At 39.4% G+C, this 18,099-nt stretch carries 17 protein-coding genes; 7 read left to right on the forward strand and 10 right to left on the reverse strand.

Features of this window, described 5'->3' with window-relative positions; translation table 11 throughout:
- Positions 1 to 62: 62 nt before the first annotated feature.
- Positions 63 to 272, forward strand: a complete 210-nt coding sequence (locus FPK91_RS11245; protein ID WP_144211343.1) for a YdcH family protein — start codon at positions 63 to 65, stop codon at positions 270 to 272.
- A gap of 119 nt (positions 273 to 391) precedes the next feature.
- Here the strand turns inward: FPK91_RS11245 and FPK91_RS11250 are convergent, their stop codons facing one another.
- Complete coding sequence (locus FPK91_RS11250) at positions 392 to 853, reverse strand: hypothetical protein (protein ID WP_144211344.1); 462 nt, start codon at positions 851 to 853, stop codon at positions 392 to 394.
- A gap of 319 nt (positions 854 to 1,172) precedes the next feature.
- On the opposite strand from FPK91_RS11250, the gene FPK91_RS11255 reads away from it, so the two are divergent.
- From FPK91_RS11255 to FPK91_RS11265, 3 genes are all read left to right on the forward strand, one after another.
- A complete protein-coding gene (locus tag FPK91_RS11255; protein WP_144211345.1) occupies positions 1,173 to 2,006 on the forward strand; it encodes a mechanosensitive ion channel family protein in 834 nt (277 codons plus the stop codon).
- A gap of 236 nt (positions 2,007 to 2,242) precedes the next feature.
- A complete protein-coding gene (locus tag FPK91_RS11260) occupies positions 2,243 to 2,659 on the forward strand; it encodes a hypothetical protein (protein WP_227006550.1) in 417 nt (138 codons plus the stop codon).
- Positions 2,656 to 2,850, forward strand: coding sequence for a helix-turn-helix transcriptional regulator (locus tag FPK91_RS11265; RefSeq protein WP_144211346.1), 195 nt, complete (start codon positions 2,656 to 2,658; stop codon positions 2,848 to 2,850). The genes FPK91_RS11260 and FPK91_RS11265 overlap by 4 nt, the downstream gene beginning before the upstream one ends.
- A gap of 79 nt (positions 2,851 to 2,929) precedes the next feature.
- Here the strand turns inward: FPK91_RS11265 and FPK91_RS11270 are convergent, their stop codons facing one another.
- Complete coding sequence (locus tag FPK91_RS11270) at positions 2,930 to 3,388, reverse strand: GNAT family N-acetyltransferase (RefSeq protein ID WP_144211347.1); 459 nt, start codon at positions 3,386 to 3,388, stop codon at positions 2,930 to 2,932.
- Positions 3,389 to 3,535: 147 nt separating this feature from the next.
- On the opposite strand from FPK91_RS11270, the gene FPK91_RS11275 reads away from it, so the two are divergent.
- Positions 3,536 to 4,252, forward strand: a complete 717-nt coding sequence (locus tag FPK91_RS11275) for a DUF3313 family protein (protein WP_144211348.1) — start codon at positions 3,536 to 3,538, stop codon at positions 4,250 to 4,252.
- A 153-nt stretch (positions 4,253 to 4,405) separates the two neighbouring features.
- On the opposite strand, the gene FPK91_RS11280 is transcribed toward FPK91_RS11275, so the two are convergent.
- Entirely contained in the window at positions 4,406 to 5,284 is an 879-nt protein-coding gene (locus FPK91_RS11280; protein ID WP_144211349.1) for a radical SAM protein, read from the reverse strand.
- Between the two features lie 158 nt (positions 5,285 to 5,442).
- Here FPK91_RS11280 and FPK91_RS11285 point away from each other — a divergent pair, with 158 nt between their 5' ends.
- Positions 5,443 to 5,703: a hypothetical protein gene (locus FPK91_RS11285; RefSeq protein ID WP_144211350.1), complete on the forward strand. Its 261-nt coding sequence runs from the start codon at positions 5,443 to 5,445 to the stop codon at positions 5,701 to 5,703.
- A gap of 90 nt (positions 5,704 to 5,793) precedes the next feature.
- Here FPK91_RS11285 and FPK91_RS11290 read toward each other — a convergent pair whose 3' ends face one another.
- The 3 genes from FPK91_RS11290 to FPK91_RS11300 form a co-directional block, all read right to left on the reverse strand.
- Positions 5,794 to 6,111, reverse strand: a complete 318-nt coding sequence (locus FPK91_RS11290) for a putative quinol monooxygenase (protein WP_144211351.1) — start codon at positions 6,109 to 6,111, stop codon at positions 5,794 to 5,796.
- Between the two features lie 75 nt (positions 6,112 to 6,186).
- Positions 6,187 to 6,666, reverse strand: coding sequence for a GNAT family N-acetyltransferase (locus FPK91_RS11295; protein WP_168926921.1), 480 nt, complete (start codon positions 6,664 to 6,666; stop codon positions 6,187 to 6,189).
- A gap of 127 nt (positions 6,667 to 6,793) precedes the next feature.
- Positions 6,794 to 9,964 carry a TonB-dependent receptor gene (locus FPK91_RS11300; protein WP_144211352.1) on the reverse strand — a complete coding sequence of 1,057 codons (3,171 nt, stop codon included), beginning with the start codon at positions 9,962 to 9,964 and terminating at the stop codon, positions 6,794 to 6,796.
- Positions 9,965 to 10,293: 329 nt separating this feature from the next.
- Here FPK91_RS11300 and FPK91_RS11305 point away from each other — a divergent pair, with 329 nt between their 5' ends.
- Positions 10,294 to 11,088, forward strand: a complete 795-nt coding sequence (locus FPK91_RS11305; RefSeq protein WP_144211353.1) for a S1/P1 nuclease — start codon at positions 10,294 to 10,296, stop codon at positions 11,086 to 11,088.
- A 237-nt stretch (positions 11,089 to 11,325) separates the two neighbouring features.
- Here FPK91_RS11305 and FPK91_RS11310 read toward each other — a convergent pair whose 3' ends face one another.
- The 4 genes from FPK91_RS11310 to zntR all read right to left on the reverse strand — a co-directional run bounded on the left by FPK91_RS11310 (position 11,326) and on the right by zntR (position 17,991).
- Positions 11,326 to 13,311 (reverse strand): multiheme c-type cytochrome, encoded by a 1,986-nt coding sequence (locus FPK91_RS11310; protein ID WP_319593218.1) that lies wholly within the window; start codon positions 13,309 to 13,311, stop codon positions 11,326 to 11,328.
- A gap of 623 nt (positions 13,312 to 13,934) precedes the next feature.
- Positions 13,935 to 15,821: a multiheme c-type cytochrome gene (locus FPK91_RS11315; protein WP_319593219.1), complete on the reverse strand. Its 1,887-nt coding sequence runs from the start codon at positions 15,819 to 15,821 to the stop codon at positions 13,935 to 13,937.
- 339 nt (positions 15,822 to 16,160) lie between these two features.
- Positions 16,161 to 17,525 (reverse strand): SO_0444 family Cu/Zn efflux transporter, encoded by a 1,365-nt coding sequence (locus FPK91_RS11320; protein ID WP_144211354.1) that lies wholly within the window; start codon positions 17,523 to 17,525, stop codon positions 16,161 to 16,163.
- Positions 17,512 to 17,991, reverse strand: a complete 480-nt coding sequence (gene zntR / locus FPK91_RS11325) for a Zn(2+)-responsive transcriptional regulator (protein ID WP_144214357.1) — start codon at positions 17,989 to 17,991, stop codon at positions 17,512 to 17,514. Before zntR ends, FPK91_RS11320 begins: the two co-directional genes overlap by 14 nt.
- Between the last annotated feature and the right edge of the window lie 108 nt (positions 17,992 to 18,099).

Here is an 18,099-nt window from a genome sequence, read left to right on the forward strand (position 1 = left end):
ACGATATCGATTGTAAAGTAGCGCTAATTTTAAGTTAACAATAGATAACAAGGAGCTGTTCTATGTTTCCAGAGTACCGTGATTTAATTAGTAAACTAAAAACGTCTAATGCCCATTTTTCAAAGATTTTTGATGAGCATAATCAATTAGATGAAGAAATAAGACACCATGAGAAGCATTACAGTAGTGACTCTACGCCGGAGTTAAAAATACTCAAATCGAAGAAGCTGCATTTAAAAGAAGAAATTTATACCATGCTTAAAAAGCAGTAATTCACAACAGTCCAAATAAAGGCCAGTGATGATCTGATGCGTTGAATTTAAACACCGCATTTAAATCGAAAAAAAAGGACGCTATTAGCGTCCTTTTAGTATTTAAATGTAACTTAACATTAGTGTTTTAGTGCTTCAATAATCGCTTCACTGTTATCAAAGTATTCAATGCTTAATACTGATAAGTTATCTAATGTCACCACTGTTGCCATGTCTTTTTCAGCAGGCCAGCTTGCTGTCGCATCACCTTCACGATCGAGTCCCATTGAAAAAGGTAAATCTTTCATTTTTGGAATAGCCACAAAACGGGCAATCAATGATGGCATGCCACTAATATCTGCAATATAAGCCATATCAGTAGGTTGCTGATCTGCAGGAATTGTCTCTAATGCTTCCTGAATAAACTCGCCACCTTTCATGCCACGGCTAAATAGCACGACTTTAGTGGTTTCATTGACAACTAATGGTTGTTCAAATTGATCTTCTAAGGTGATTGGCTCAATTTTATCATTCAAGACAAACACATTAGCCTGTGCTGACGTCATAAAAAGGATACTAACTGCAAATAAAAGCGCTTTCATGATACTTTCCTGAATTAAGGTTATGTGCCCTTGTAGTAGGCAATTTAATAAACGTATTTAATGGCGGTGCGAAATAATCTCAGCCATAAATAAAAATTAGCAATTCACTATACCTTACTGCGATATACGACTCTGTGAATTGATTTAGAAGCATGATGCACCTCACGGATTAATACAGGCTTAATTAACCAAAATTACAGAGACTTCCGCGGTGAAGCCCTAATCGCGACAACTGTTAAATAATTGCAAAAAAATCCTTTATTCCCTTACGAATATGCCGCATTATTTCTGCGTTAATTCACAAAATAAGAATACCACCATGAATGAAGCAAGTTTAGATCAAGAACTGCAGCAGCTACAGAATGTTTATGACATCCTGACTGAATTTATCGTCCAATATAGCTTTCAAATCGTTGGCGCTGGCATTATCTTGCTTATTGGTATTTGGGTCGCCAACAAAGTATCCAACCTGGTTGTCAGTCAATTTGAAAAGCACAACATTGATGTCACCCTAGGTAACTTTGTCTCCAATCTTGTCAGAATTTGCATCATTGCCATGGTGGCGATCATTTCACTGGGTAAATTGGGCATTAGTGTCACACCTATGGTTGCTGCTATTGGTGCCGCGTCATTAGGTGCAGGCTTAGCACTACAAGGCATGCTTGCCAATTACGCTGCAGGGGTGACCATTATCGTGACTCGACCTTTTGTTATTGGTAATACCATTGAAATTAAAGGCGTAGCTGGCGTAGTACAAAAAATTCAGTTGGGATTAACCATATTAACCAATGAAGAAGGTGAGCTAATCAGCATTCCTAACAAACATATTGTTGGGGAAATATTACATAACTCTCACGAGTACAAACTGGTCAATACTCAATTTAATATTGATTATCAAACCGACCCACAACAAGTCATTCAATTAATTTCAAATGCGGTGTTAAGCCATAAAAATGTCAATCAAGATCAACAGCCACAAGTGGGCATCAATGACTTTAATAGCATAGGTATGGAAATCGGCGTGCGTTACTGGGTACCAACCAACAGCTATTTCGAAGATAAATACCAAGCAAATTTAGCCATAATTAAAGCACTAAGAGCGGCTGATATAACGATTCCATGCCCCGTCAGAGAAATACACTTACAGCAATAACTTACCAGCATATTCACTCAGCTATTTGAAGTAATATAGCTGAGTGTTTAACAGTTCCTGCCTGATATCACATTAAATTCTTCCGCAAAACACCCCAACATAAAGTCATACCTAATTTACAAAATGTCGTCAAAACTTGACACGTAGATTATTTGAGCACATAGTTAGGTCAAGCTTACTTTACATAAAGACAAGTTAAGTTGAACTTTGTATTGGAATAGATAAAGGAATAATTTATGAATAACTCAATGGGAAACGACTGGAAGCAGTGCAACAGCGTCAACACTAAACGATTAGCTAAGTGGACTGCTGCATGGGTAATAACCTTGGCAATAACAACTTTTGGACCTGTGTTTATTTGGTCACAAAATGACATCATCACCAGTGTCGCTATTGCAGTTAATTTTTTGGTTGGTATCGGGATGATTATTGCCAACAAACAACATTTAGCTTCACTCGATGAGCTACAACAAAAAATTCAGCTCAGTGCCATGGGGCTAAGTTTGGGGGTGGGATTAATTGTTGGCATCAGTTATTCAACGCTAGATACCACAGGGCTTATTAATGCACATGCAGAGATATCTCACTTAGTCATCGTAATGAGTTTGACCTATATGGTTGGCATACTATTAGGCAATAGGAAGTACCGATGAAAAACAAATTAAAAGTACTTCGCGCAGAGCGAGACTTAACCCAAGCCCAACTGGCTGACTTACTGAATGTCTCTCGGCAAACGATCAATGCCATCGAAAAAGGAAAGTTTGATCCCAGTTTACCTTTGGCCTTTAAAGCCGCGCGACTATTTGGGCTAACCATTGAAGAAGTCTTTCAAGACGAGGCTTAATCAGCCTCTTACCTTAAAAAAGACGAGTTTAGAGCGGCATATAAGCCAATTTATAAGTTAACTGTTCAGTTCAGTTCAGTTAATCTAACTTTTTATGCATGAACATACTGTTAGGGTCATTTGAGTAATCAGCAAATGTATCACCGATTTCAAAACCATAATGCTGATATAACCGTCTTGCTGGTGCAAAAAAATCCATTGTGCCAGTTTCTAAACTCAGTAGCTGATAACCCTGTTTTCTTGCTTCATCGAGCATATGTTCCAGTAATTGTTTGGCAACACCTTTACGTCTATGTGCATTGGCCACCCGCATAGACTTGATTTCACCATGCTGTGCGGATAAGGCTTTTATCGCGCCACAACCCATTAGCTGTTTCTGGTCCCAAACAGTCCAAAAGGTAATATCTTGCTGGCGCAATTTATCTAAATCTAACGCATGAACACTTTCAACTGGGGACGTTGCGTACATGTCCTGCAAATGTTCATTTAATAGTGCTGCAATTTCTGGCCCTGATAAATCATCAATCCGTATGTCCATATGACTAAAGCTCCTACATGCGCTTCAAAAATTCCCACTCAAAAAGCGGCTGATATCAACCGGCATTTTCTATTGATTATTGTCTATTGACTCTACAGTGATACCTGCCATATTTACTAGCATGAAATAAATTAAGGGATTGATTATATGCGCAAGACTTATACAACAACTACCTCGATTGCTGGCTTACTGCTGTTAACCATCGCCGGCTGCACCTCTGGGCCAGCAACCTTGCAACAAGGGCCTGATGCAGAAATAACCAAAGAGGGTTTAGTTAAAGTTGATAACTCAAGGTTAGATTTATCTTATGCCAGACCTGATGTGAATTGGAGTCAATATACCAAACTCTATTTCGAGCCTACAAAAGTGACTAATGACCACCCAGAAGGTTATCGAGCACCTAGAGTTGATAGACAAACTGAAGGACCCAATGCCACTTACGATCTTCCTCAAGAGTCGCTAGATAAAATGGCCGTGCAATTTTCAACGACGGTGCAAGATGTATTTAATAACGAGCAACCATTTGAGTTAGTGTCAAAAAAGGGCCCAAGTACACTGGTTATCGAAACTGCAGTCTCAGATATTCGTTTAAGTGCACCAATTGAAAAATCTCGCAGAAGTTATAATTCTATGGGAAAAACTTACACGCAAAACTCAGGATCAATGGTGCTTTTAGCAGTCCTGAAAGATGGTGAAACGGGTGAAGTATTAGCCAAGGCTGCTGATCGTGCCGTTGGTTTTGATCAATGGCGACAAAACACTCAAGTATTTAATTGGGGCGATGTTAAAACCGTTTATCGTCGTTGGGTAAACGACTTTAGAAATGCCTTAATGACTGCTGGAGCGGAAGAAAATAGCCAATAGCAATAATGTCACATAAAAACCTTAGCGTGACTCCAAGTTAACACCCGCTAGCTAAAACTCACTAAAGAAGACATGCTATATACGAACAGTGCCAATTGTGATCTCACGTTGGCACTGTTCGTTACAAGTCTCGGTTATGACTAACTTCGCTAATTACAAACCTCGCTGCCATTCTTGCCTTAATGGAATTGCACCTTTAATCGCTTGTTCAACTTGCCCTAATAACTGCGGTTTATCTTTTCCTAAAATGCCTTTTAGCACCAAATAATTTGAAGCATGATCAGAACGGAAAATGGTTTTATCAAGTTCAAGCCCCGATAGCAGCGCTTGCATTTCAGTAAGTAAACCAAGCTGATCTGGTAAAACAAAACCGCCATCAAACGCTTGATCCATTCTTTCAGTCCCCAGTGGCAAGGTAACCACTAATGTCGATAAATACTCTGGTTGAGCTTGATTCATTAACTCTGCTGACGCTTTCGCATGCTGAATTGACAATGATTGACCGCCCAAGCCCATTAAAATCATCACCGATGATTTAATCCCTGCCAGTTTGATTTTATTTAACGCAGCCAGAGATGATGCAAACGTTTCGCCTTTTTGAATGCGCGTTAGCACTTCATCATCGCCACTTTCACAGCCGATATACAGCAAAGATAAACCTAGCGCTTTTAGCTCGGCTAATTGCTCCACCGTTTTATTGGTTAAATTACGCGGCAAGCAATAACTGCTTATACGAGTAACACTGGGTAAATGGGTATTAATCAGCTGGCAGATTTCTTTTAAGCGTTTAAACGGCAATGTCATCGCATCGCCATCAGCAAGAAAAACTCTGGAGATCTGCTGACCAGAAGCCGCCGCCGTTAAGATATCTTGTTCTATATTATCGACTTTTTGCGCTCTAAATTTTTTCTGCTCTTGTGTATACATGTCGCAAAAGCTGCAGTTATTCCAGCTACAGCCATTTGTCACTTGTAATATCAATGACTTCCACTCTGATGGTGGGCGAAATACAGGCTCTATATAGTTAATCATTCCTCAACCTCTTCCATCGCTATTTATGACATGCCTTGTATTAAAGGTGTTCGTTATGTCTGTTTTTTATTCTTTTTTTTGAACCAAAACGTTTGAATTGATCCTATTGCTTGGATATAGTCGTATTGTTAATAAATACTTATTCAGGCCAATTGATTATGACTCAAGTCGCATATCAACTCAGTGAAAGACGTGAACGCCCGTTATCACACGAAAAACATTGGGAGTTGATGACCGCAGACCAAAAAATGGCCTTGTATGATTTGAATCGTTTTGGTTACAGACTGCTTTTTGTTAGAAATATGCCAGAAGGCCCTCTGGCAGTCATTGCGCAGCAAAGTGATATCGCAGCTATCGACAATGAGGGTGAATTAAACTTGCGCCCAGATATCAGCTTAAGAGAAAATCCTCAACAATAATGCATTGAGGTAACTGCTACAAAAAGAGTGCTATCGCACTCTTTTTTATGTATATCACTAGTTACTTTTTACCTTACTTTACTTTAGTGCTTAAGCAATCACTTCATTAAAAACTTCAACATGATGCGATTCAACTAAGCCAGGCATCACATTATGAAAATAGTTCTGAATATAATCGGTGGCATTGTGTTGATCAAACATCGCTCTGTCAGCAAATTTCTCTACAAAAGCAACTTTACGATCATCGTCTAAACTGATATTAAGCTCGTAACGAATACAGCCTAACTCACGACGAGTCACCGGAATTAATGTCGCTAACGCTTCAACCAGTAAATCCCGCTTACCTTCTTTAGCCACGAACTGAGCCACGCATACGATGCGAGTATTGTTGATTATAAAATCTGACATTATCTTTCCTTAATTCTGAGTTATATAAACTATATCGAAAAATGAATTAACGATGAAAACTACAATAGCTAATCGCTAATTTTCTTGTAAAGTAAGTAGCATATCAATATGTGGAATACCGTCTTCAAGATACATTTCAGAGCTTTGAGTAAAACCTTGTTGCTGATAAAAATCACTCAAATGTTGCTGTGCACCAATCTGAATGTTTTGCGTTGGCCAACTCTCTTTTACCACATTAATTGAGCGCATCATTAAGTCATGTGCAACACCATTACCACGGCCCTTTTCAGCTACGATCACTCGACCAATACTGGCTTCATCGTAACTCACACCCGCTGCTAATATTCGTGTATAAGCAATGATTTCACCTTGCTCAGTAACACCTAATAAATGCTTAGTCAGTGGCAATCTATCTTTGTCATCAAGTTCTGGATAAGGGCAATTTTGCTCCACCACAAAGACATCGACTCTGAGTTTTAATAGCTCATACAATTCATCAAGGCTGAGTTCATTGAAGCTCAATAACTTCCACTGTATTGAATTTAGTAATGACATAACTACCCACGAAAAAATGATATCTATTGCGGCAGTCTAGCATGATTAAATCGTCTGTAATGCCTGAATTTTAGGCAAAAAAATACCGAGCATTAGCTCGGTATTTATTCGGTTAAATTAGCTCAATTTAGAACACGTATTTAACGCCAACTTTTAACTGCCAAGCTGACTTATTGATGTCATAGTCATTGTGATTATCAGTGATGATATCGTCTTGTCCATATGGTACTGAGTAAGTATAAACTCCGGTATCAGGGTTATAGTCATGATCAACTAATTTTTGATTACCATAGTTTTGGGTTTCTACTCTGCCCCAATCATCGTTAACTAAATTAAGTACGTTTTTAACGTCAAAGTATAAAATACCTTTATGCTTCTCTGTGAAACCAGGTAGCTCTTGCGTAAATCTGAAATCTAATTGATGAATCCAAGGTTGATTGTCAGTGCCCTTTGGTGCGATACCACCTGCATATTCACTTAAACCAATCTCATCTATTGCAGATTTAAACTCTTCATAAGTTAAACCGTAAGCATATTCCACATTCGCGTCATCAGCTCCCGTTGGGATATACGGCAAGTAATATGAAGAATTAGCTAAATCGCTTTGATCCCCGAAGCCACCGTCTCTATAAGAGCCTAGTGTCCAAGTCAGTGGGTTACCTTCACGTGCTTCATAGAACATATTAAAGCTAGAGTTATAGCCTGCAACGAACTCAACATCATAACCCAGGCTCAATGTGAAGCGGTGTGGTGTTTCATAGTATCCAGGTCCCATAGAGGTACCATTACGGTCATACTGAACTGGAGAATATTGATAATTTGATTTAGCTGTAGAAGATGAACCTTGGTTACCCTCATCTAATGAGTTATATGCATAACTTGCTCGCATATTTAAACCCATATCCCAATTTTTCGCTAAAGAGAAAGTTAGTGTTTTACTGGTACCATCTTCTTCAGCATTGGTTAGCATTAAGTCATAACGATCAGTATTTCCACCAGCACCATTGTTAGCTAATGGGTCCCATGTTTCATAAATTACACGACCTGTGTCGTCAGTGTTGATTTCACGGCGAGCTAGATCAACCCAAGCCACATCATTTTCTTTTTGGATATATAAGAATTCACCACCAAAGAACCAATCTTGACCTAATGCACCGAAGTCCCAAGTACTATCGAAACCAATACTTGCACGCCAATCTGAAGGAAGATCGAAGTTAGGGTCTAATGAGTTAGTATTACCATCGCCGCCAACTAAACCATCTTGAGCTCCGCTTGGAACATCACCAAAATCAGGGGTGCCCCAAGAGTCATTCCAGCCATCATTATATGTTAGTAAGCTATTACCATCATTTGAGAAACTGTTAGACATCCAAACTGTTGGTGAGCCACCGCTATAACGACCCACACCACCGCGTAAAGTCACATCATCAGATAGGATGTAAGTTAAACCAATACGTGGCAACCAGATATCTTTTCCGTCAAATGTAGCATTGTTGTCAAAACCATAGCGTTCAACAAAGTTATCGTTCAACGAAGGAGAATCTGACATGCTGATAGTTTCATAACGCATACCATATGTCAGTTCTAAATCAGCAGTGATATCCCAAGAATCTTCAACAAATAATGCCAAAGTATCCATGTTAAAGCTTGCTGCTACATCATCTGAATTTCCAGATTCTGCATTGGAATATCTGAACTCATCAACAAGACCGTTTTCAAAGTCTTCAATTGAATCAAATTCCCAGTTACCAATAACATTCTGAGCAAATAAGTTGAACACTTCTACATTATTGTATTGCACACCAAAACCAATTTCGTGATCACCTAAGTAATAATCACCCACAAAACGTAATTCTAAGTTTTGGTTATCTAGTTGGTTTGCCTGACGAGATTTATCGGTACCAAAAATGACAAAATCTCTAGCATCTGACGCTGTTTGCACTGAAACCTGGCCAATACCTAAATCATCAATCGTATTCGATTTTGTAGTAGTATCTTTGTAAGCAACTTTGATTTCTGTAGAGAAGTCGTCAGTCCAATCACTGTATAGATTAGCTGCATATGTTTCTAATTTTTCTTCTTTATTATACCAAGTGCTCGATAGTTTTAATGTGTCTTTATTGCTAGACAAATTATTTGTTAAATTACCGATGGTATTTTGATATGTAAAACTTGCACGATGAGAATCATTAATATTCCAATCAATCTTAGCTAGAATTTTTTGATCTTCTTCTTGAGGATTAGTGTTGTATGAACCAATATTATTTAAGCCATAAACATCTGTAGCAATCGCTTGGATTCGTGCTAAATCTTCATCGGTGATATCTGATTCATTTGCAAAACCAGTTCCTGTTGGCCCCCACTCTGCAGACTTTGGAGAGTCGTAACTCTCATAAGAACCAAAGAAGAATAATTTATCTTGAATCAGTGGAAAACCGACTGTGCCACCAAAAGTTGTTTCATCAAAATCTTGAACTAACTTTTCGCCTGTCTCTTGGTTTTTACCATCACCAGCCATGCTGTCATTAGTAGTTTCGTAAAATACAGTACCCGATAATTCATTGGTACCTGATTTGGTTACTGTATTAATTTGTGCGCCAGTAAAGCCGCCATTACGTGCAGTAAATGGAGATACATTTAGCGCTACACTTTCGATAGCATCAATTGAAATTGGAGATCGCTGAGTTGGGTAACCATTTGAGTTAAGACCGAAATCATCGTTTTGAGAAATCCCATCAACTACAAACGTGTTAAATTTCGGGTTCATACCCGCTACACTCATTGAAATACCATCAGTGCCAACAACCGCCATTGGGTTTTGACGTAAAACATCTTTCAAGTCACGGCTAATGCCTGGTGCATTTGCAATTTCTTTAGCGCCAAACTCACTATTAGCGCCTGCACTGCGATAGTAACTAGCTGTTCCGACAACACCGATACGTTCCATATCTTCAGCTGACTGCAAAGTACGATTAAAACGTAAGGTTTCTCCGACGTTTAAATATAAATCTTGTTCTAACTCATCAGCAAAAACTTCTGAGTCAACCTTAATGATATATGGACCACCAACGCGCAGACCACGAGCCAGGAACTGCCCATCTTCCGTCACAGACACTTCTGTTACTGTGCCTGTTGGTTCATGAATGATGGTAATTGTTGCATCTGTAACAGCGTTACCTTGTGGCCCAACTATCTGACCGCGGATGTTTGATGCTGTATCTGCAGCCATTGCTGGTAGAGCAATGCCCATAGCAAAGCACGTCGCTAGTGCTAAGCGACTGATTTTATTATTTAACATTTTCAGACCCCTGAAATATTTTTTATATTTATTTATGTACTAGTTAATCTAGCTTTATAAAGAAGTTTGTAGAGTAAAAACTTCAGGGCGCAGTTTATAACCAAATTGTTTCAAAATCATGTCATTCTTGAACTATTTGGCAACAATAATTAAACTGCACTCGTCAACTTTGCATAACATCTACTCGCAAATGTACACAAAGCAATAGTTAGCAGCATTTTGGGTCATAAAATTTTAATCAAAAATAGTTAGTATATTAATTCGCTTTTTAATCTCGTTTAGGTGATTTACTAGGTCTATGCCATCTAAATGCACATGGAATAATAATAATGAAACCTGCAGTAATTTTAATCAGTGCCACTCTCGCGTTATCAGCTTTTGCCAGTCAACAAGCACATGCCTTTGGTCAATTAGGTCATCGCATCATTGGTGAAATAGCCCAAAATAATTTATCTGAATCAGCCCAAAATCAAATCAATGCACTGACAAAAGGTGAGTCGCTTGCACAGATGTCAACATGGGCAGATGAAATCCGTTCTGACAAAAACTGGTACCACTCTTCACCTTGGCATTATGTGTCAATTGAAGATGACGAAACATGGGATACCGTTAAAAGAAACCCTAAAGGCGACATCATTCAGAGCCTTGAAAAGTATGAAAAAATATTAAAAAGCGATAAAGTTTCTGAACAGGATAAATGGGAAGCATTAGCTTTTTATGTGCACTTTGTTGGTGATATTCATCAACCATTACACGTTGGTCATAGCCATGACCGTGGCGGTAATTCAGTGAAGCTAAAGTGGTTTGGTGACGACACCAATTTGCATTCTGTATGGGATAGTAAACTAATTGAGCACCAAAAATTAAGCTACACCGAATACACAAAATTCATTAGCCGCATTGCGGGCAAAGATATCAAAGAGTGGGAAGGTAAAAGCTATTATGATTGGGCTGACGAATCAAAAGCTTTACGTGATGCGACTTATAAATTAGAAAAAAACCGTGATGACCAACCTGATTTACGATTTCAATATATATTCGATCACACCGCAACTGTTGAGTTAAGACTGCAACAAGCCGGTATTCGATTAGCTGATAAATTGAATATCATCTTTGCCAAATAACATGATTACTGTCGTTAAAATGACTGAGTAACGTCATTAAACTGCAATAAATATGTAAAAAAGAGCGACTAGAGATAGTGGCTCTTTTTTTTAGCCATTTAGCTCTAAACAATGTTTATACAGATTGGACTTATTGATGAAAACTCCAATAAAAAAGCCACTATTTTTCAATAGTGGCTTTCGTTATAACAAGGTAGAAACAACCTTAGCAGGGGTATTTATTTCTACCTGTTATGATTAACGTTCGAAGTTATGGAACTTATCGATACCGAAAGATTTACCAGTATCATGACAAGTTGCACAAGATTCAGAAGTTCCTTCTGTAAACCAATCTACAGTTGTTGGTGTATTTAGTTCACCACCATTTTGTTCCATATGGCTCAATGCTGAATCTGAGTTATGACAAGCAAAACAGTTAGCCGTGATAGGGCTAGTCATCACACCTGAGTTACCTTCGTTATACGCTTTTGAAAGCATATATTGATTAGGTACATCAGATAAGCTAACGCCATCAGCATGACAAGACACACAGTTATCAGCATTTAAGCTAGCAGCTGAATTCTCAATATTGTTGCCTTCTTCGTCTTGCTTAGCACCAGAAAGAGCATTACCAATGCCCCAGTGCATACTATGAACCATAGGACCAAAGCCTGGTGCTGAGTATGCAGCTCTGCGATCTTGGCCATTGTTATGACAAGCTACACAATCTAAACCACCATCACGATAGCCACCATTTTTATGGTAGTTAGTATCGTTGTTGTGACAAGTAGTACAACTATCAGCTGTTACCGCATGACGACGTCCCCAGTCTTGAACTTTCTCGAAGTTAATTGGGTCAACAACTTCACTGTAGCCAGTAAACGATACACCGAACTCGCCATCACTGTCTTCCCAGTTAGTATCTGCAATCGTAATACGTGAACTAGCAGACAGGTTAGCAGATTCGAATCCAGCAGTTAGCTCGCCATAACATACAGAGCGTGAACCATCAGCATTTTCAATATAGCCTTCAGAACCATGCCCAATTACACGAGCAACGATAGAATCATTGTGGTAATTGTTAATGTAAGCACCGCCATAAACGATTTCATGTGCAGCATACATTTCACCGATGTTCAATTGAACAGGTGTTTCACCAGAGTTATCGAATAACGCGATATCAACACAGTAACCAGAAGTCCAAGCGACGTCTTTGTGATCGACCCACTCATCCATTGTTGGATTAAAGTAAGGGCTACTTGTTGTGGTGTAATGGTTTGCACGAATTTCTTCACGCTCAACCAGGCCAATAGATGACGCTTCAGCATGGAATGCTCGTGCATCAAACCCGTCGGCAGGAACGATCACTCCAGCTTCACCATTACCGTGACAATCAGTACAACCGTTACCAGCAATACTAGTATTGACTACAGGCTCTGCGTGACAGGTGTAACAATTGGTTGGAGTGAAATCTTTTTCAAATTTCTGATGGTTAATATGACCCAGTTTCTGCATGCTGTTTTTAGCATAGCCACCCGTGTCTAAAGAGTTTCCTTCAGAATCGATATCACGTGGTACGTTGTTATGACAAACCATACAACCGCCAACAAAATCCACTTCGCCATCTGTGTTTAAGGCTACGTATTTACTGTGCTTAATATCAGACGTTGCATAGTTAACATGACATGAGTAGCAGGTTTCTGTTGTACTGGTATGGGTATTTGCAGGCTTGTTTACAATAATATAAGGTGAAGACGCAATGTTATCTCCGCCGCCAACTTGTAAGCGAATTAAGCCTTCTGTATCTGCTTGAACTGCCGCCATAGGAGCAACAAATTCGTAACGACCATCATCTAGCATGGTTAAGGTTGCACCCTCTGTAGCGCTATCGCCACCGGCATTAGCACTGCCACCAACAGAGCCGTCACGTGAACGTTGAATACCACGATCAGTTTTCGCAGCTAAATATACTGCGGCGTTTTCAAGGCCATTAATTAACGTGCCATCTTCATCTGTAATTTCAAACTCAAGGGTAACTTGGCCTTCTTCTACCAGATGTGAAATATATTCGACATTAGTGACTTCTGACACTTCTGTCACTGGCGTATTTGGCTCTCCTGGTATGCCTGGCTCACCAGGTGCACCGTCTTGACCATCTTTCCCGTCATCACCACAGCCTGCAATCCCCATTGCTGCTGCGACAACGAACGCTAATCTTTTTTTCGTTAAATGCTTCATCATCATTTCCTCTTTGCCCATTACCACTTTGTAGGTACAGGTCTATTTTAATAATAGATATTTCTAATTAATAAAAGAGTGACAAGAATCACAGCGGAACTAATGTAAAGATGATTGACACATTTTTATGTTTAAAGTTTGATTCAGATCTAAATAACTACATCCTTATATAAAAAACAACACAAACAACAATGAGCTAAACTATTGTTTTTAAAGGGTTTACAATTAATTAATTTAATTAACATAATTTTTACTGTTAATATTCAGTGACTTATAATTAATACAGATCCTTTTTCATTAAGATACAGACACATTATTAAAATCGATTAATACTAAATTAAGTTTATTTTAAGTTTTGAGCAATCTTAAAAAATTTCATCTCCTGGGGGTATTTCGTCTTAATACTGATTATACGAAGATGACAAATTGATATAGAGAGGGATTGTCAGAAGAAAGAATATAAAAATAACCGGGGCTGAATCTAAACAAAACAAAAACTAATTTAAGACTAGGCAAACGCACAGCAATAAAAAAGCCACTAACAAGTAGTGGCTTTTTATCATTTATCTGATTGTGATATTAAGCTTTGCAGGGCCAGTTAATATCACATGCTCAATAAATATCAGTGATTAACGTTCGAATTTATGGAACTTATCAATACCGAATGACTTACCAGTATCGTGACAAGTTGCACAAGATTCAGCTGTAGATTCAGTGTGCCAATCAGCAGTAGCAGGAACATTTAGCTCACCGCCATTTTGTTCCATATGGTTTTGTGCTGAGCTGTCATTATGACAAGCAAAACAGTTAGCCATGATCGGACTAGTCATAACACCTGAAACGCCACCATTATAAGCTTTAGAAAGCATGTATTGGTTTGGAATCGCATCAAGTTCAATACCTTCAGCATGACAAGATACACAATTTTCTGCGTTTAGGCGGTCTGCTGAGTTAGCAATATTGTTGCCGTCTTCATCTTGCTTAGCGCCAGATAATTCGTTGCCAAGTCCCCAGTGCATGCTGTGAACCATAGGTCCAAAGCCTGGTGCTGAGTTTTTAGCGCTACGATCTTGGCCATTGTTATGACAAGCAACACAATCTAAACCACCTTCAACATAACTGCCATTTTTGTGGTAGTTAGTTTCGTTGTTGTGACAAGTTGTACAGCTATCAGTTGTTACAGCATGACGACGATCATAATCGGTCACGTTATTAAGGTCTGCAAGCTCAGTAACTGGCGAGTAACTAGTGAAAGAAACTCCATCATATGATGCGTCAGTACCAAGATTGAAAGTCACACGAGAGCTTGCCATGATTTGTGGCGTTTGTAGATCTAAGGTTTCGTGACAGAACGTTTTAGTGCCGTCGCCTTTATAAGACTCTTCGTAGCTACGAGACTCACGGCCAACAATAGACTTGTTGTTGTAACCGTGAAGGTAAGTACTTGCGTAACTTAAAGTACCTGCAGTGTATAACGCTTCAATATCCAGTACTTCTTCGCCTTTAAATAAGGTCAAATCAGTACAGTAATTACCAAGGTCATTCATGTAGATAGCAGAAAGTGAAGTGCTATGCTCTTCACGAGTGGTTTGACGCTCGTCTAAGCCAATCAGTGCTGATTTAGCATGGAATTCACGGGCATCAAAATCACTATTAGCCGATAATAAAGCCGCTGACTCTGACATATCAGTCGAGTGACAATCGCTACAACCGTTACCAGCAATGCTTGTGTTCATCACAGGCTCAGCATGACAGGTATAACAGTTAGTTGGAGTGAAATCTTTTTCAAATTCTTGGTGATTAATATGACCAATTTTTTGCATAGTGTTACGTGCATAACCACCGTCATCACGTGCTACGTTACCGTGACAAGTCATACAACCAGCAACTAAGTCAGTTTCACCTTCTGTATCAATAGCTGTATAGCTAGGGTGCTTAAGGTGTGATGCAGCATAATCAACGTGACAAGACTGACAAGTTTCTGTCGTTGTCGTGTGTACATTTTCAGGCTTGCTTACAACGATATAACGAGACTTAGCAATTGCATCACTTCCACCAACCGCTAGACGTACAATACCTTCAGTGCCCGCTTCAACATTTGGCATTGGAGCAATAAACTCATAGTTACCATTTTCTAGCAAGGTTAAGCTAGCACCTTCAGTTGATTCGCTAGCGCTACCACCAACTTGAACACCTTCAAAATCATCGCGACTACGTGCAATACCGTTTTCAGTCATCGCAGCAAGCTCAGCACTGGCTTTTTCTAAACCAATAATAGCTAGATCATCTTCATTAGTGATTTGGAATTCAAAAGTAACTTGTCCATCCTCAATCATATGGTTGATCATTTCAACATTAGTGACTTCAGAAGTCTCTACTGTTGGTGGGTTAGGTCCTGGACCTGGTTCGCCAGGTGCACCATCTTCACCGTCTTTTCCATCACTACCACAACCAGCAATCCCCATTGCTGCTGCAATAACGAATGCTAATTTGCGTTTCGTTAAATGTTTCATCATCACTCCGAGTATTTTCAATACCACCAATTAGGTATTCGCAGGGATACTAGGTAGTAAAGTGGCTTTAATGGGTGACTGTCGTCACGAAAGATCAGGACTGTAACAAAAGCGATATTCTTTAAAGTAAAAGTTTGAACTAGATCTTATTAAGCAAACACTTATACTAACAATTAAAACCCAAATGCTAACCTTACTATTAAAAATCAACAAACTACGTTACAGCTTGTATCACTAATTAATTTCTTCCTACTTTTCATTAAAAATAATTAAATTAATTAATCACATAAAAAAGGCCCTTGCGGGCCTTTAAAAAATACTTAGGAATTAGCATTAATAACGTTAAGAACAACAGTCTCTTTTAATGTTCATTTTAGGTAGTTTTTCCCAAACTACTTTTGCCATTAATACTGCCAATACAATGCCTGAACTTAACACTAACCAATGTGGCAATAACTCGTGTTGCTCACCGATTTGCGGCATGACCACAAAACCAAATTCAGCAACCAAGTAATTAACCAATATCCCAGCCAACAGTGCTACACCAAGTACGCCACCTAAGTAGCCAAATAAAGCGCGCTTACCTAACTCTTTCGCTACCACACCTAATGTCGCGATATTCGTCGCAGGGCCTGCCATCATGAATACCAACACTGCCCCTGGTGATACGCCCGCTAATAACAAACCTGCCGCTATCGGCGTTGATGCCGTTGCACAGATATACATAGGCACTGAAATTAACACCATCACCAACATCGCTAGGATGCCATCACCCCACTTTGCCAAAAAGTCAGTCGGTACATAGGTTTGTACCAATGCAGCAAAGAATAACCCGACTAATAGCCAAAGAGTTGTGTCTCTGACTAAGTCAGTGGCGGCATATTTAAGTCCAGTGAAGATACGAGACAGAATAGTTTCTTGTTTAAGCTCTGTTGCCATGTCCTGAGTTGATGCGCAGCAGCTTTCTTCACTGGCAGCAGACGTGTTCTCACTTGAGCAACAAGCGCTTTTTTCGGTTTTAACGGCTTCAGATTTACTTGAACAGCAACTCGCAGCTTCAGTTTTAACGGCCTCAGATCTACTGGCACAACAACTCGACGTCTCAGCCTTAACAGGCTCTGCTTTACTTGAGCAACAAGCACTAACCTTAACTGCAGGTAATTCCGATATAGGTTTGGCAACAGCAGCACTCATTGGCTGCATCATTGATGCACTAGCAGCAGGCTTCATGGTCATCACTGTTTTAGTCGCGCTATTAGTTTCGATATGAGTAGAAGCATCGTCTTTAACTTCACTGACGACTTTGCCATCGTCATCATCACGACCGACTAATAAGCCCGCCACGATTGCACTTGTGATCGCTGCTATCGGACGCACAATGGCCATAAAAGGCCCTAACAACACATAAGATACCGTGACAGAATCAACCCCAGTTTCAGGCGTTGACACTAAAAATGAGGTAGTTGCTGCTTTTGATGCACCAGAACGGCGTAAACCAACCGCCGCAGGAATAACCCCGCACGAGCATAAAGGTAATGGCGCACCAATCACTGCAGCTTTAACCACTGTTTTTAAGCCATGGCCACCCAGTTGTTTTTGCATCCATGCCATGGGTACAAAAACTTTCAACAAACCAGCCAACACTAGGCCTAATAACAGCCAAGGCGCTGATTCTAAAAATAACTCAATAAAATTACTTAATAACATGATTTGTCCCTAACCCTGCTTTAACTGCATGAGGGTGATGTTCAACTTTTGGGTTTAACTCTTTATCGGTTGATTCTAGCGCCTCTAAAATAGAGCAGTGCTCCGCACTATCTGGGCCGCCGCAACAAGCATCTGACAATTTACCTAAAGAGTTAGCAAAAAATGCTAACTCGGCCATCTTGTCTTGTACTTGTTTTAATTTCGTATCAACTAAACCTTTTACATCTGCACAGGCCCAGTTTGATTTATCTAACTCAATGGATAACAACTCAGAAATGTCATTCAAACTAAAGCCCACCGCTTTGGCTCGAATGATAAAACCCAGTTTGGCAGTATCTTCTTCGTTATAAAGACGATAGCCCGCATCAGAGCGAGTAGAAGGCGCTAACAAACCGTGTTTTTCATAGAATCTTAACGTGTCTGTTTTGACATTAAACAGCGCCGCTAATTCGCCAATTCGATACATAATTTCACCACTGATAAACTCAATAAATCGATGCCATGCATATGCAATATTTACTATTATAAGTAACACTATAAACCTTAGAGTTAAATCCAAGGTCAAGGCTTTTAT

Source organism: Shewanella donghaensis (assembly GCF_007567505.1).
GTDB classification, from domain to species: Bacteria; Pseudomonadota; Gammaproteobacteria; order Enterobacterales; family Shewanellaceae; genus Shewanella; species Shewanella donghaensis.

Bases quoted from the DNA above. Each gene is read 5' to 3' on its own strand.
- FPK91_RS11270 (WP_144211347.1), bottom strand. From the start codon at position 3,388: ATGGACATACGGATTGATGATTTATCAGGGCCAGAAATTGCAGCACTA.
- FPK91_RS11300 (WP_144211352.1), bottom strand. From the start codon at position 9,964: ATGTTAAATAATAAAATCAGTCGCTTAGCACTAGCGACGTGCTTTGCT.
- FPK91_RS11295 (WP_168926921.1), bottom strand. From the start codon at position 6,666: ATGTCATTACTAAATTCAATACAGTGGAAGTTATTGAGCTTCAATGAA.
- FPK91_RS11245 (WP_144211343.1), top strand. From the start codon at position 63: ATGTTTCCAGAGTACCGTGATTTAATTAGTAAACTAAAAACGTCTAAT.
- FPK91_RS11290 (WP_144211351.1), bottom strand. From the start codon at position 6,111: ATGTCAGATTTTATAATCAACAATACTCGCATCGTATGCGTGGCTCAG.
- FPK91_RS11265 (WP_144211346.1), top strand. From the start codon at position 2,656: ATGAAAAACAAATTAAAAGTACTTCGCGCAGAGCGAGACTTAACCCAA.
- FPK91_RS11305 (WP_144211353.1), top strand. From the start codon at position 10,294: ATGAAACCTGCAGTAATTTTAATCAGTGCCACTCTCGCGTTATCAGCT.
- FPK91_RS11320 (WP_144211354.1), bottom strand. From the start codon at position 17,525: ATGTTATTAAGTAATTTTATTGAGTTATTTTTAGAATCAGCGCCTTGG.
- FPK91_RS11280 (WP_144211349.1), bottom strand. From the start codon at position 5,284: ATGATTAACTATATAGAGCCTGTATTTCGCCCACCATCAGAGTGGAAG.
- FPK91_RS11255 (WP_144211345.1), top strand. From the start codon at position 1,173: ATGAATGAAGCAAGTTTAGATCAAGAACTGCAGCAGCTACAGAATGTT.
- FPK91_RS11285 (WP_144211350.1), top strand. From the start codon at position 5,443: ATGACTCAAGTCGCATATCAACTCAGTGAAAGACGTGAACGCCCGTTA.
- FPK91_RS11275 (WP_144211348.1), top strand. From the start codon at position 3,536: ATGCGCAAGACTTATACAACAACTACCTCGATTGCTGGCTTACTGCTG.
- FPK91_RS11310 (WP_319593218.1), bottom strand. From the start codon at position 13,311: ATGATGATGAAGCATTTAACGAAAAAAAGATTAGCGTTCGTTGTCGCA.
- FPK91_RS11260 (WP_227006550.1), top strand. From the start codon at position 2,243: ATGAATAACTCAATGGGAAACGACTGGAAGCAGTGCAACAGCGTCAAC.
- zntR (WP_144214357.1), bottom strand. From the start codon at position 17,991: ATGTATCGAATTGGCGAATTAGCGGCGCTGTTTAATGTCAAAACAGAC.
- FPK91_RS11315 (WP_319593219.1), bottom strand. From the start codon at position 15,821: ATGATGAAACATTTAACGAAACGCAAATTAGCATTCGTTATTGCAGCA.
- FPK91_RS11250 (WP_144211344.1), bottom strand. From the start codon at position 853: ATGAAAGCGCTTTTATTTGCAGTTAGTATCCTTTTTATGACGTCAGCA.